The 14,560-nt window shown below is 62.8% G+C and carries 13 protein-coding genes; 5 read left to right on the top strand and 8 right to left on the bottom strand.

Annotated elements, in window-relative coordinates:
- The first annotated feature begins 32 nt into the window (after positions 1–32).
- The 3 genes from QZH45_RS12360 to QZH45_RS12350 all read left to right on the top strand — a co-directional run bounded on the left by QZH45_RS12360 (position 33) and on the right by QZH45_RS12350 (position 4,333).
- Complete coding sequence (locus QZH45_RS12360; protein ID WP_024781229.1) at positions 33–1,424, top strand: GntP family permease; 1,392 nt, start codon at positions 33–35, stop codon at positions 1,422–1,424.
- Positions 1,425–1,431: 7 nt separating this feature from the next.
- Positions 1,432–2,208, top strand: a complete 777-nt coding sequence (gene hbdH, locus QZH45_RS12355; protein ID WP_055135943.1) for a 3-hydroxybutyrate dehydrogenase — start codon at positions 1,432–1,434, stop codon at positions 2,206–2,208.
- Positions 2,209–2,377: 169 nt separating this feature from the next.
- Entirely contained in the window at positions 2,378–4,333 is a 1,956-nt protein-coding gene (locus QZH45_RS12350) for an acetoacetate--CoA ligase (RefSeq protein WP_055135942.1), read from the top strand.
- A 174-nt stretch (positions 4,334–4,507) separates the two neighbouring features.
- Here QZH45_RS12350 and QZH45_RS12345 read toward each other — a convergent pair whose 3' ends face one another.
- A complete protein-coding gene (locus QZH45_RS12345) occupies positions 4,508–5,623 on the bottom strand; it encodes a PilT/PilU family type 4a pilus ATPase (protein WP_053191596.1) in 1,116 nt (371 codons plus the stop codon).
- A gap of 123 nt (positions 5,624–5,746) precedes the next feature.
- Here QZH45_RS12345 and QZH45_RS12340 point away from each other — a divergent pair, with 123 nt between their 5' ends.
- Positions 5,747–8,284 (top strand): hybrid sensor histidine kinase/response regulator, encoded by a 2,538-nt coding sequence (locus QZH45_RS12340; RefSeq protein WP_069018525.1) that lies wholly within the window; start codon positions 5,747–5,749, stop codon positions 8,282–8,284.
- Positions 8,285–8,326: 42 nt separating this feature from the next.
- Positions 8,327–8,602: a peptidylprolyl isomerase gene (locus tag QZH45_RS12335; protein ID WP_003182808.1), complete on the top strand. Its 276-nt coding sequence runs from the start codon at positions 8,327–8,329 to the stop codon at positions 8,600–8,602.
- 130 nt (positions 8,603–8,732) lie between these two features.
- On the opposite strand, the gene QZH45_RS12330 is transcribed toward QZH45_RS12335, so the two are convergent.
- From QZH45_RS12330 to QZH45_RS12300, 7 genes are all read right to left on the bottom strand, one after another.
- A complete protein-coding gene (locus tag QZH45_RS12330) occupies positions 8,733–9,650 on the bottom strand; it encodes a sugar kinase (protein WP_055136202.1) in 918 nt (305 codons plus the stop codon).
- A 204-nt stretch (positions 9,651–9,854) separates the two neighbouring features.
- Positions 9,855–11,072: an amino acid deaminase gene (locus QZH45_RS12325; protein WP_024781236.1), complete on the bottom strand. Its 1,218-nt coding sequence runs from the start codon at positions 11,070–11,072 to the stop codon at positions 9,855–9,857.
- A 39-nt stretch (positions 11,073–11,111) separates the two neighbouring features.
- Positions 11,112–11,876: an IclR family transcriptional regulator gene (locus QZH45_RS12320; RefSeq protein WP_024781237.1), complete on the bottom strand. Its 765-nt coding sequence runs from the start codon at positions 11,874–11,876 to the stop codon at positions 11,112–11,114.
- A gap of 134 nt (positions 11,877–12,010) precedes the next feature.
- On the bottom strand, positions 12,011–12,397 hold the full coding sequence (locus tag QZH45_RS12315) for a RidA family protein (protein ID WP_024781238.1): 387 nt from the start codon (positions 12,395–12,397) through the stop codon (positions 12,011–12,013).
- Positions 12,398–12,421: 24 nt separating this feature from the next.
- Positions 12,422–13,213, bottom strand: a complete 792-nt coding sequence (locus QZH45_RS12310; RefSeq protein WP_047703615.1) for an amino acid ABC transporter ATP-binding protein — start codon at positions 13,211–13,213, stop codon at positions 12,422–12,424.
- Positions 13,210–13,872, bottom strand: coding sequence for an amino acid ABC transporter permease (locus tag QZH45_RS12305; RefSeq protein WP_055136205.1), 663 nt, complete (start codon positions 13,870–13,872; stop codon positions 13,210–13,212). The genes QZH45_RS12310 and QZH45_RS12305 overlap by 4 nt, the downstream gene beginning before the upstream one ends.
- A gap of 9 nt (positions 13,873–13,881) precedes the next feature.
- Positions 13,882–14,544: an amino acid ABC transporter permease gene (locus tag QZH45_RS12300; protein WP_003182819.1), complete on the bottom strand. Its 663-nt coding sequence runs from the start codon at positions 14,542–14,544 to the stop codon at positions 13,882–13,884.
- Positions 14,545–14,560 lie beyond the last annotated feature (16 nt).

Here is a 14,560-nt window from a genome sequence, read left to right as displayed (position 1 = left end):
ACCACAACAATAACAATCCCAGGAGACACACCATGAGTGTGATCATTGCCTTGGCAGCCCTCGCGCTGCTGATGGTTGCCGCCTACCGTGGCTACAGCGTCATCCTCTTTGCCCCCATCGCCGCCCTCGGCGCCGTCCTGCTTACCGACCCCTCCGCCGTCGCCCCTGCCTTTACCGGGGTGTTCATGGAGAAAATGGTCGGGTTCATCAAACTGTACTTCCCGGTGTTCCTGCTCGGCGCGGTGTTCGGCAAGCTGATCGAGTTGTCGGGTTTCTCCCGCTCCATCGTGGCCGCGGCGATTCGCCTGCTGGGCACGCGCCAGGCGATGCTGGTGATCGTACTGGTCTGCGCCCTGCTGACCTATGGCGGCGTATCGCTGTTCGTCGTGGTGTTCGCGGTATACCCATTCGCCGCCGAGATGTTCCGCCAGAGCAATATCCCCAAGCGCCTGATCCCGGCCACCATCGCTCTCGGTGCGTTCTCTTTCACCATGGACGCCCTGCCCGGCACGCCGCAGATCCAGAACATCATCCCCAGCACCTTCTTCAACACCACTGCCTGGGCCGCGCCGTGGCTGGGGGTGATCGGCACGCTGTTCGTGTTCAGCGTCGGCATGCTGTTCCTCCAACGCCAGCGCAACAAGGCCCAGCGCGTGGGCGAAGGCTACGGCAGCGAATTGCGCAACGAGCCGGAAACAGCGGAGGACATCCAGTTACCCAACCCGTGGATCGCCGTTTCGCCGCTGCTGGCGGTCGGCATCATGAACCTGCTGTTCACCCAGTGGATCCCCCAGTGGTACGGCAAGACCCACAGCCTGGCGCTGCCGGGGATGGCAACACCAGTGACCAGCGACGTCGCCAAGCTCACTGCGATCTGGGCGGTTCAGGCCGCGCTGTTGGTGGGCATCATCATGGTCTTGCTGTTCGGCTTCCGGGCCATTCGCAGCAAGCTGGCCGAAGGCAGCAAGAGTGCGGTGGGTGGTGCGCTGCTCGCGGCGATGAATACCGCCTCGGAATACGGCTTCGGCGCGGTCATCGCCTCGCTGCCGGGATTCCTGGTGTTGGCCGACTGGCTCAAGAGCATCCCCAATCCACTGGTCAACGAAGCCGTGACCGTGACGCTGCTGGCGGGCATCACCGGTTCCGCGTCGGGCGGCATGAGCATCGCCCTGGCGGCGATGTCCGAAACCTTCATCAACGCCGCCCACGCCGCCAATATCCCCCTGGAAGTGCTGCACCGGATAGCGGCAATGGCCAGCGGCGGCATGGACACCCTGCCTCACAACGGCGCGGTGATCACCCTGCTGGCGGTGACCGGGCTGACCCACCGTGAAGCCTACAAAGACATTTTCTGCATTACGCTGATCAAGACCCTCGCGGTTTTCGTGGTGATCGGTGTGTTTTACGCCACTGGCATTGTATGAGGTTCTTATGACGACAACTCTTTCCGGCAAAACCGCCCTGGTTACCGGTTCTACCAGCGGCATCGGCCTGGGCATCGCCCTGAGCCTGGCCAAGGCCGGCGCCGACTTGATCCTCAACGGCTTTGGCGATGCGTCGGCGGTGATCGCCGAAGTGCAGCAGTTCGGTGGCAAGGTGGGCCATCACCCGGCCGATGTCAGTGATCCGGCCCAGATCGCCGATATGCTCGCTTACGCCGAGCGCGAGTTCGGCGGCGTCGACATTCTGGTGAACAACGCCGGCATCCAGCATGTGGCCGCCGTCGAGGATTTCCCGGTGGAGCGCTGGGACTCGATCATCGCCATCAACCTGTCCTCGGTGTTTCATGCCACCCGCCTGAGCCTGCCGGGCATGCGCAGCAAGGGCTGGGGGCGGATCGTCAATATTGCCTCGGTACACGGCCAGGTCGGCTCGGTGGGCAAGGCCGCCTATGTCGCAGCCAAACATGGGGTGATCGGCCTGACCAAAGTGGTTGGCCTGGAAACCGCCACCAGCAACGTCACCTGCAATGCCATCTGTCCGGGCTGGGTGCTGACTCCGCTGGTGCAGAAACAGATCGATGATCGCATCGCCAGCGGCATCGACCCGCAACAGGCCCAGCATGACCTGCTGGCCGAGAAGCAGCCGTCGCTGGCGTTCGTCACCCCACCGCAACTGGGGGAACTGGTGCTGTTCCTGTGCAGCGAAGCCGGCAGCCAGGTGCGCGGCGCGGCGTGGAATATCGATGGTGGGTGGTTGGCCCAGTAACCTGTGTGAACCCTGTGGGAGCAAGGCTTGCCCGCGATGAAGGTATCTCGATTCCAAGGTGAACCGTATCGACCTCATCGCGGGCAAGCCTTGCTCCCACAGGAAGTTGATCCCGGAAGCTCCGGCTCGCTCTATAGTTTGCGTGTACATAAAGAATAAGAGATACGCCATGTCCGACATCCTCTGGCAACCCAGCCCTGAACGCATCGCCCGGTCGCGCATGAACGCCTTTCGCCAGTTCGTCAACGAACGGCATCATCTGCAACTCAGCGACTATCCCGCCCTTCACGCCTGGAGCATCGACCAGCGCGAAGCTTTCTGGCAGGCCATCGTCGATTTCTTCGGGATCCGCTTTCACCAAGCACCCACCGAGGTACTGGTGGAAGGCGCGCAAATGCCCAGCGCCCGCTGGTTCCCCGGGGCGACGCTGAACTTTGCCGAGCATTTGCTGCGCCGTCGCGATACAGCAACGGCAGTGGTGGCCATCGACGAAAATGGCGGCCAGGAACATCTGACCTGGGTTGAACTCGCGGCCCACGTCGCCGGCCTGCAGAAAAGCCTGCAAGCGGCCGGTGTGACCCAAGGCGACCGCGTCGCAGCGTGCATGCCCAACACCTGGCAAACCCTGGTGGGCATGCTCGCCACCACCAGCCTGGGGGCGATCTGGTCCTGTTCGTCGCCGGATTTCGGCACCCAGGGAGTGATCGACCGCTTCGGCCAGATCGAACCCAAGGTGCTCATCACCTGCGCCGGTTACCGCTACGCCGGCAAGGTCATCGACCAACGGCCCAAGGTCAACGAAATCCTCGAACGGCTGCCGTCGCTGCAGCAACTCATCGTGCTGCCCTATGCTCAGCCGGATGCCTGCGCCGAAGACTTCACGACCCCGGCCAGCGTCGCACTGTGGGACGGGTTCTACCAAGCCGGTGGCGAGCCGCAATTCGTCGCCGTGCCGTTCGATCATCCGCTGTACATCCTGTACTCCAGCGGCACCACCGGCGTACCGAAGTGCATCGTCCATGGCACCGGCGGGGTACTGCTGCAACACGTCAAGGAACATGGCCTGCACGTCGACCTCGGCCCCGAGGATCGGCTGTTCTACTACACCACCTGCGGCTGGATGATGTGGAACTGGCTGGTGTCTGCCCTTGCCGTTGGCAGTGCGGTGGTGCTCTACGACGGCTCACCGTTCCACCCCGGCCCCGAGCGCTTGCTGGACCTGATCGACCAGCAGCGCATCAGTGTGTTCGGCACCAGCCCAAAATTCCTGGCCGCCCTGGAGAGCCAGGGCTTGAAGCCTCGGCAGAGCCACGACCTGGGCAGCCTCAGGACCCTGCTGTCCACCGGCTCGGCGCTGGCGCCCCATAGTTACGACTATGTGTACCGCGACTTCAAGCCAGACGTCTGCCTGGCGTCGATGTCCGGTGGCACCGACATCGTGTCGTGCTTCGTCAACGGCAACCCGTTTTCGGCAGTGCGTCGCGGCGAGATGCAGGGCAAGAGCCTGGGCATGGCGGTACAGGTCTGGAACGAGGCCGGGCAGGCAGTCATCGGTGAGAAAGGTGAACTGGTATGCACTCGGCATTTTCCGGCGATGCCCGTTGGTCTGTGGAACGACCCCCGGCAGGAAAAACTGCGAGCGTCCTACTTCAGCCAGTTTCCCGGCGTGTGGGCCCAAGGTGATTACGCCGAGGAACTGCCCCATGGCGGCTTCCTGATCCATGGCCGCTCCGATGCCGTGCTCAACCCTGGCGGCGTGCGCATCGGCACGGCGGAAATCTATCGGCAGGTGGAAAAGGTCGAACAGGTGCTGGACAGTGTCGCCATCGGCCAGCAATGGCAGGGCGATGTGCGGGTGGTGCTGTTTGTGCGTCTGCAAGAGGGCGTGGTCCTGGATGCCCCCCTGGAACAGCGGATCCGCCAAGTCATCCGGGCCAACACCACGCCGCGTCATGTACCGGCGAAGATCCTCGCGGTCAGCGACATTCCGCGAACCATCAGTGGCAAGGTGGTGGAGTTGGCGGTACGCAATGTGGTGCACGGCGAAGCGGTGAAAAATACCGACGCCCTGGCCAACCCGGAGGCGCTGGAGCAGTTTCGGGATCGGCCGGAGCTTACCTCCTAGGCACCACACAAAACCGCTTTCTGTGGCGAGGGGATTTATCCCCGCTGGGCTGCGCAGCAGCCCTGAATCCAGACACCGCGGTGTATTAGACAGACTTGTATTGATGGGATTGGGGGCTGCTGCGCAGCCCAGCGGGGATAAATCCCCTCGCCACAGGGAATGTGCAAAACCCCATCAATCCATCAACCCCCACTCCCCCGCCGCCGGATCGGCCGCAGGCGCGGCGCCCGATTCGGCATGCAGTTTCAACCGCAGCCGCAGGTTGTTCGCCGAGTCGGCATTCTTCAGGGCTTCTTCCTCATCGAGCACCCCTTCGACTACCAGGTTGAAAAGGGCCTGGTCAAAGGTCTGCATGCCCAGTTCTTCCGACTTCTCCATGATGCCCTTGAGTTCGCCCAGCTCGTTGCGCCGGATCAGATCGGCCACCGTGGGCGAGCCGAGCATGACCTCCACCGCCGCCCGGCGCTGGCCGGTACGGGTGCGCACCAGGCGCTGGGACACGAATGCCTGGAGGTTGTTGCCCAGGTCGCTCAACAGCTGCGACCGGCGTTCTTCCGGGAAGAAGTTGATCACCCGGTCCAGGGCCTGATTGGCGTTGTGGGCATGCAAGGTAGAAATCACCAGATGCCCTGTGTCGGCAAAAGCCAGGGCGTGTTCCATGGTTTCCCGGTCGCGAATCTCGCCGATCAGCACCACATCCGGTGCCTGGCGCAAAGTGTTCTTGAGGGCGGCATGGAAACTGCGGGTGTCGACACCGACCTCGCGCTGGTTGATGATCGACTTCTTGTGCCGGTGGATATACTCCACCGGGTCCTCGATGGTGATGATGTGGCCGCTGCTGTTGCGATTGCGATAATCGATCAGCGCCGCCAGGGAGGTGGACTTGCCTGACCCTGTCGCGCCGACGAACAACATCAGCCCCTGCTTTTGCATGATGGTATCCAGCAGCACCCTGGGCAGCTTCAGGTCCTCGAAGCGCGGGATGTCCAGCTTGACGTTGCGGATCACCATGGACACGTCATTGCGCTGCTTGAAGATATTGACCCGGAAGCGCCCGACACCCGAGAGAGAAATGGCCAGGTTCATTTCCAATTCCCGATCGAACTCAAGGCGTTGTTCGGCGTCCATCAGAGACTCGGCGAGCCCGGCGATGTCACCGACCTTGAACGCCTGGTTGCCCAGGGGCTTGAGCACACCCTCGAATTTTGCACAGGGCGGTGCCCCGGTGGACAGGTAAAGATCGGAGCCTTCCTGGCTGGCCAGGATGCGTAACAAGGGATCGATTTCCATGGACTGAAACTTCCGCGAGATATCAATGAAACAAGCTGACCCGAGCACGTACCTCTGCAGACCAACCCGCGCTTACCTCCTTCAGAGGATAGTCGACGTGACACGCCACCCAGGGATTCCGTGATGAACGCAACACCCGCCAGCAGCGGCACACAGCGCCTGATCGACCGACGGGACTGGAGTTCCAGCCCGCTGGGCGCTGTCCAAACCTGGCCCCAGAGCCTGCGCACCGCCGTGGACATCGTGCTGCACTCGCCGATGCCGATGGCCTTGCTGTGGGGGCCGCAACTGATCCACTTCTACAACGACGCCTTTTCCCGACTGGCCGGTGATAAACATCCCCAGGCGTTCGGCCAGCCAACCCACACGGCATGGCCTGAACTCAAAAGCGTCAGCGCACCGATTTACCACAACGTGTTGCAAGGCCGCACACACACCAGCCGCGACCAGCAATGGCGCCTGCCCTTTGCCGGCCGCCTTTGCGACCTCTGGCTGGACCTGACCTACAGCCCCGTGCGTGACGAAGGCGGTGCCGTGGCCGGCATCCTGATCACCGCCATCGAGACCAGCGAGCGGCGACGCCTGGCCCTGGAGTTCGAACGCCGCTCCGAAGCCAGCCTCAAGGCCCAGCAGGAAAGCGAAGAGCGTCTGCAATTGGCCTTGGCGGCTGCCGATGCCCTGGGCACTTGGGACTGGGATATCAGCGAAGACCGCTTCATCGCCGATGCGCATTTCGCCCTGTTGCACGGTGTCGATCCCAGTCTGTCACGGCAATTGCCCATCAGTGCCTACCTCGAAGGCGTACACCCCGAAGATCGGGCTATGGTCGCCCGCAGCATCAAGCACTGCATCACCCACGGCACCGAATATGCCGAGGAGTACCGCCTGCTGCAGCCCGACGGCGAACTGCGCTGGGTCTTCGTGCGCGGTCGCTGCTACAAGGATCGCCACGGCCGGCCCAAGCGCTTTCTCGGCGCGGCTCTGGACCTGACCGAGCGCAAGCGCGCCGAACAGGCCCTGCGCCAGAGCCAGACCGAGCTGCAGCTGATCATCAACGCCATGCCGATCCTCATCAGCTATGTGGACCGCGAAGAACGTTTCCGCCTGAACAACAGCGCCTACCTGGACTGGTTCGGGCTGACCCCGCAGGAACTCTATGGAAAGACCATTCGCGAAGTGATCGGCGAGGAAGGCTATGCGGCCCGCGCCGAACAGATTGCCGCGGCCCTGGCGGGCAAGTCGTGCAGCTTCGCTGTCCAGTCGGACCACCGCGACGGCCGGCCGCGGCATGCGCTGACCAACTACCTGCCCCGTCATGGCGCGGACGGTGCCGTGAATGGTTTCTACATCTTTGTGATTGACGAAACCGAGCGCAAGAAAACTGAGGAAGCCCTGCGCAACCTCAACGAAACCCTGGAAGAACGGGTGATCGCCCGCACCCAGCAATTGGCCGAAGCCAATCACCGCCTGCAGAACGAAATGTTCGAACGCGAACGCGCCGAAGAAGCGCTGCGCCATGCCCAGAAGATGGAAGCCGTGGGCCAGCTCACCGGGGGCATCGCCCATGATTTCAACAATATGCTCACCGGCATCCTCGGCAGCCTGGACCTGATGCAGCGCTACATCGCCAACGGCCGTGCCGATGAGATCGGACGCTTCACCGAAGCGGCGGTGTCATCGGCCAATCGCGCAGCGGCCCTGACCCACCGGCTGTTGGCCTTTTCCCGGCGCCAGTCTCTGGACCGCAAACCGCTGGACGCCAACAACCTGGTCCTGTCCCTGGAAGACCTGCTGAGTCGCACCACCGGTGATCACATCGCGCTGCGCCTGCAACTGGCCGATGAGCTTTGGTCCGTCAGCACCGACGCCAGCCAGTTGGAAAACGCCCTGCTCAACCTGGTGATCAACGCTCGGGACGCCATGCCCGATGGCGGTGAACTGACCGTCGAAACCGCCAATATCTACCTCGACGGCAGCGACATCAGCACCCTGGAACCGGTCAAGGCCGGGGATTACGTGATGATTGCCGTCAGCGACAATGGCAGCGGCATGACCCCGTCCGTGCTGGCAAAGGCCTTCGATCCATTCTTCACCACCAAACCCATCGGCCAGGGCACCGGCCTGGGATTGTCGATGATTTACGGCTTTGCCCAACAGTCAGGTGGGCTACTGAACCTGGACAGCGTACCGGGCCAGGGCACACGAGTGCAGTTGTACCTGCCGCGGCTGCACGTAGCACCCGTCGAACAATCGACACAGCCCGCGGCTATGGAGGCTCCGGCGGCTATCGCAGGCGAAACCGTATTGCTGGTGGAAGACGACCCGGCGGTGCGGATGCTGGTTCTCGATCTGTTGCAGGCGCTGGGGTATACCGCCCTTGAAGCCGAAGACGCCAACGCTGCCCTGCCGCTGCTGGAGTCGGACCAGCGCATCGACCTGCTGGTCACCGACGTCGGCCTGCCCGGCATGAATGGCCGGCAACTGGCGGAAATCGCTCGCCAGCACCGGCCCGATCTGAAGGTGCTGTTCATGACTGGCTATGCGCAGAAAGCCGCCGAACGCCAGGGCTTCCTGGAACAGGGCATGGACATGGTCGCCAAGCCTTTCACCCTCGATTTGCTGGCGAACAAGATTCGGACGATGATCAACCATGCCTCCTGAGTTGAGGCATAATCGCTCCCTTTTGTTCAGGTCACCGCTGCGATGAAAGCCCAAGCCCGCCATATTCTGGTGAAAACCGCCGAAGAAGCCGAACAGCTCAAACAACGCATCGCCAAGGGCGAAGCGTTCGATGTGCTGGCAAAGAAATACTCCACCTGCCCTTCCGGCAAACGCGGCGGCGACCTGGGTGAAGTGCGGCCGGGGCAGATGGTCGGCGTGATCGATGCGGTGATCTTCAAGAAGCCACTGCGGGTGGTACATGGGCCGATCAAGAGCAAGTTCGGGTATCACCTGGTGCAGGTGTTTTATCGGGATTGATATCGGGCCCAACGCAGGTCACATGTGGGAGCGAGCCTGCTCGCGATAGCGGTGGGTCAGTTGATATTGATGGTGACTGACACACTGCCATCGCGAGCAGGCTCGCTCCCACAGGAGGCTCTGCGGTGGTTCATGACCGGGGAATCAACGCCCCCGGCACCTGGATCACCCGACTCGCCAACAGATGCCCGGCCTCGGCGGCCTCCACCGGATTCCCGCCCATCAAACGGCGCGCCAGGTAGGCCGCGCTGAACGAGTCCCCCGCCGCCGTGGTGTCCACCACCCGCTCGACCCGCTGGGCCGGTACTTCATACGATTGGCCATCGCACCGGATCAGGCACGCCTCGGCACCGCGCTTGAGCACCACTTCCGGGGTGCCGAGCTGTTCGTAGGCGGCGAACACCGCTTCGCTGTCGGCATGTCCGAACAGCGCCTGCTCGTCGTCCACCGTCAGCAGCGCCAGCCCCACATAAGGCAATACACTGCGGTAGGCCGCGCGGGCGGCGTCGACCGAGGCCCATAGCCTTGGCCGATAGTTGTTGTCAAACACCACCAGGGCGCCTCGCCGACGGGCTTCGATCAGGGTTTCGATGAGCTTGCTGCGTCCCTGCTCGCCAAGCACTGCCAGGGTGATGCCACTGAAATACAGCACATCGTAATCCGGCAACGCCGCCAGGATCGGCGCGGCGGCCGGCGTGGTAAAGCAATCGCGCACTGCCGCTTCGTTGCGCCAGTACAGGAACCGGCGCTCACCGGCCGCATCAGTCTGGATGCAATACAAACCCGGCAAGCGGCCGGGCAGGCGCTGGACTCGTTCCAGGCCGATGTTCTCCTCGGCCCAGCTCCGGCACATGGCATCGCTGAAGCTGTCGTCGCCCAGGGCGGTGACGTAGTCCACCGCCGCCCTGTCGCCCAAGGCGCGTGACAAGTAGACCGCCGTGTTCAGGGTGTCGCCGCCGAAGCTCTGCTGCAGACTGCCGTCGGCGCGTTGTTGCAGTTCGATCATGCACTCGCCGATCAGGGCGATGCGGGGTTTGGAGTGGGTCATGGATAATCCTGATGATTCGGTGGTGTCTGGCAGGCCGTCGTCGCGGGCAAGCCTTGCTCCCACAGGTCCTGCTCCCACAAGCCTGTTGGAGCAGGACCTGTGGGAGCAAGACCAGTGGGAGCAGGACCTGTGGGAGCAGGACCTGTGGGAGCAGGACCTGTGGGAGCAAGGCTTGCCCGCGATAGGCGCAACTCGGTTTCAAGCCTAGAAACAAGTCTCCATGCTTTCGACCACCCGCAATTGCTCATCCACCAGGCATCCCACCCGCCATTTGTCGAAGGTCAGGCACGGATGGGAAGTACCGAACGCAATAATGTCGCCGATCCGCAACTCAACCCCCGGCGCCACCGTCATAAAGGCGTGCTGGTCCATCACCGCCGTCACCTTGCAGGCGCTCACATCGTCGCCGGCTATCACGTCAGATCCGGGTTTGTAACGCTTGAGCGGCACCGGCAACCCCGCGTCGTAGGCCACGTCGCGCTTGCCCAGGGCGATGACCGCGAAGCCCGGCTCCGGCAGCGATTGCACGTGGGCCCAGACCTCCAATGCCGGCTGCAGACCTTGGTGCAGGTCGCTGCGCCGTTCCAGTACGCAGCACTGGGCCTCCTTGTAAATGCCATGGTCGTGGGCCACGTAACTGCCGGGACGCAGCACGCTGAGGAAACGCCCGTGGGCATTGCGGGCCTCGAAGGATTCGGCGATCAGGTCATACCAGGCCGAACCCGAGGCGGTGATGATCGGTTTATCGAGGGCAAACGCGCCGCTGTCCTGCAACTGCACCGCCAACCCGACCAAAGACGCTGCGAACGCTCGGATGCCGCTGACGGCGTGGTCACCATGGATCACCCCTTCGTAGCCTTCGATGCCGGTCAGGGCCAGCGCCGGTTGCGCCCGGATCGCCTCCGCCAGGGCCAACACTTCGGCCTCGCTCCGGCAGCCGCAGCGACCACCGACCACGCCGTACTCGATCATCACATTCAGCCGCGCACCGCGGGATGCGAAGTACTCGCCCAGGTCGGCAACGTTGTCCGGATGATCGACCATGCAGTGGAATTCGAACGTCGGGTCGGCCAGCAGATCGGCGATCAGTGCCATGTTCGGCGTGCCCACCAACTGGTTGGCCATCAGCACCCGCCGCACACCGTGGGCGTACGCGGCACGGGTTTGCACGGCAGTGGCCAGAGTCAGGCCCCAGGCGCCGGCATCGAGCTGCCGACGGAACAGCGCCGGGGTCATGCTGGTCTTGCCGTGGGGTGCCAGCTCGGCACCGCTGTTGCTGACGAACTGTTGCATCCAGCGGATATTGTGTTCCAACGCTTCGCGATGCAGCACCAGCGCTGGCAGGCTGACGTCGCGCAACAGGTGAGCGCCGACGGTGGCGGCGCCCTTCTCTACGGCAGCGTCCTGAATGGTAGAAGACATGGTCGAACTCCTCTAACGGTCGCGGGTGACCGCTATCGTCTATTCATTGATGCGCCGGGCCAGGCTGTTGGCGCTGTCGATCAGCACCCGGCGGTAGTCGGCGTAATTGTTCTTGGCGTCGGCCCGGGGGGCGACGATGCACAGGGTTGCAATGGCCACGCCGCCGGGGTCTTTGACCGGTGCGGCGAAGCAGTGGGTGAAGGTGTCGGCAACGCTGTCGAAGGAGAAAAATCCGTCGCGGCCGGCCTGGCGGATCTCCTTGATAAACTGCTCCACCGGCAGGCGCTCGCCGTCCGGCAGGATGAAGTCGTCGGGGTCGACGAGATCGACGATCTGCTGGTCGCTCAGATGCGCCAGCAGCAGGCGGCCAGAGGCGGTCCAGGGGATGGGCGCGTTTTCACCGATGTCCGATGAAATGCGAAAATGCCGCTCGCCTTCCTTCATCAGCGCCACCGTGTACTTGCGCCCGTTGAGCAAGCACATCTGCGCGGTTTCCCGGGTCTGGCGGACGATCTCCTGCAAGGCTTGATCGGCTTCGCGGCTCAAATCGAAATGCCGCAAATGCGCCTGCCCGAGAAAGTACAACTGGCGGCCCAGGTAGACATGGCCATCCTTGCCCACCGGCTCGAGAATGCGCCGTTCCAGCAACGATGCCACCAGTTCGTAGACCGTGGACTTGGGGCTGCCGATGCCGCTGGCAATGTCGTTCGGGCGCAGCGGCTGGCCGATCTCCTTGAGGAAATCGAGGATATCGAACGCCCGATCCAGTCCCCGGGCCCGGCGTTTGATGGTGTCTTCGGTCATGTCTTGGGTTCCCATTCAGTTGGCCGCGAGTGTAACCAGACAGCGGTGGCGTCTGGTAGATCGCTATCGCGGGCAAGCCTTGCTCCCACAGGCACAGCTTGATCTTGTGGGAGCAAGGCTTGCCCGCGATGGCCTCACTTTTTCTTGTAGGCCACACAATCGATCTCGACCTTGCAATCCACCATCATGCTCGCCTGCACACAGGCCCGAGCCGGAGCGTGTTCGGGGCTGAAGTACTCGCCGAACACCTTGTTGAAACTCCAGAAGTCCCGCGGGTCATCCAGCCACACACCGCAGCGCACCACATCCTTGAGCTCGTAACCGGCCTCTTCGAGAATGGCGATCACATTCTTCATGGTCTGGTGAGTCTGCTCGACAATCCCGCCGGCGATGATCTCGCCGTTCACCGCCGGCACCTGGCCGGACACGTGCAGCCAGCCATCGGCCTCGACGGCGCGGGCAAATGGCCGTGGCTGCCCGCCACCCGCGGTGCTGCCGGTACCGTAGCGCTTGATGCTCATGAGTGAATCTCCTTGTTCAATGGATTAAAAACGAGTGTTCTTGAGAAATTCCGCCAGGCGCGGTGACTGCGGCCGCTCGAACAGTTCCTTCGGCGGGCCCTGCTCTTCGATTCGGCCCTGGTTCATGAAGACGATCTTGTCGGAGACCTCGAAGGCAAAACGCATTTCGTGGGTCACCAGCAGCATGGTCATGCCGTCCTCTGCCAGGCCCTTGATCACGTTCAGCACTTCACCCACCAGCTCCGGATCGAGGGCCGAGGTGACTTCGTCGAACAGCATCAGACTGGGGTTCATGGCAATCGCCCGGGCAATCGCCACCCGCTGCTGCTGGCCACCGGACAACTGACCGGGAAAGTGGTTGCGGCGCTCCAGCAGGCCGACCCGCTCCAGCCACTTCTCGGCCAGGGCCACCGCTTCGTCCTTGGGCAGTTTTTTCACCTTGAGCAGGCCCAGGGTGACGTTCTGCAACGCGCTCAGATGGGGAAACAGGTTGAATTGCTGAAACGCCATGCCGGTCATCGCGCGGTGCCGGGCGATGACTTTTTCGGGATGGCGCACACGCTTGCCGTCGACTTCGTCATAGCCGATGGACTCACCGTCGAGCATGATCCGCCCGCCCTGGAACTCTTCCAGCATGTTCACGCAACGCAGCAGCGTGGTCTTGCCGGAACCGCTGGAGCCGATCAGCGTGACGACGTTGCCGCGCTGCATGCTCAGGTCGACGCCCTTGAGCACTTCCAGCGGGCCGTATTGTTTGCGCAGGCCGCGAATGTCGAGCAGCGGCTGGGCGTTGGAGGGAGTCGAAACGTCAGTCATGGCAAGGCCACCCGCTTTTCAATGTGCCGCCCGAGCAATTCGATGGCGTAATTGATGATGAAAAAGAGAAACCCGGCGAACAGGTAGAACTCCAGGGTCATGAAGGTCCGGGCGATGATCTGCTGGGTGCTGAGCAGCAGCTCGGCGACGCCGATCACCGACAGCAGGGTCGAGGCCTTGACGATCTCGGTGGAGGAATTGACCCAGGTCGGCAGGATCTGCCGCAATGCCTGGGGCAGCAGCACATAACCCAGGGCCTGGAAGAACGTCAGGCCGATGGCCTGGCTGGCTTCCATCTGTCCACGGGGCAATGCTTGCAAGGCACCGCGCACGATCTCGGCCACGTGGGAACCACAAAACAGCGTCAGGCCCAGGACACCGGCCTGGAACGCGCCGATCTGCCAGCCCAGCGCCGGCGCCATGTAGAAGCAGGCCAGCACCAGCACGAACACCGGCGTGCCGCGAATCAGGTCGACATAGAAGCGAAACGGCGCGCGCATCCAGGTGCGGCCGTAGGTCAGCACCAGACCGGCAACCAGGCCAATCACCGTGCCCAGCAAAATCGCCAGCAACGAACATTGCACGCTGGTCAGGAACCCGGCCCACAGCGTCTCCCGGGCAACCCAAAGCTCATGCAACCAACTGGGGGATTCGTACATGGGACGCTCCTAACGGCGGATTGCCAGGCGCTGCTCGAAATACCGCAGCAGCATGGCAATGAGATAACAGGCCGCGACATACAGGGCCGTGGTCACCAGCCAGGTTTCAATCACCCGGTAGCTCTCCACGTTGATCTTGCGGGCGTAATAGGTCAGCTCCGGCACGGCAATCGCCGCCGCCAGGGACGTGTCCTTGAACAGCGAAATGAAGTTGTTCGACAAAGCCGGCAGCACGTTGCGCAGCATCACCGGCACGGTGACATAGGCTTTCACTTGCCACTCGCCCAGGCCAATCGCCAGGCCCGCTTCCCGCTGGCCCTTGTGGATGCTCATCAACCCACCGCGGAACACTTCGGTCAGGTAGGCCCCGGCGTACAACGACAGGGTAATGACGAACGACGGCAGCTTGTCCAGGCGAATGCCAAGGCTCGGCAAGGCGAAGTAGATCAACAGGATCAGCACCAGGATCGGCGTATTGCGGATCACCGTGACATACACCGACGCCAGCACGCGCAAGACACGGTGCTTGCTGAGCAGCGCGAATGCCATGGCCAGGCCGATCACGCAACCGATGGCGATCGACACCAGCGCCAGGGAAAGCCCCAGGCCAAGCCCCGCCAGCAAGGTGTCGAAATCGCGCCAGACGGCGGCAAAGTTCAACTGATAATTCATGGTCGGCAGTACCTTC

The organism is Pseudomonas corrugata (genome assembly GCF_050920615.1).
In the GTDB taxonomy this organism is placed as follows: domain Bacteria; phylum Pseudomonadota; class Gammaproteobacteria; order Pseudomonadales; family Pseudomonadaceae; genus Aquipseudomonas; species Aquipseudomonas corrugata.
This window is presented reverse-complemented; position numbering and strand designations above follow the sequence as displayed.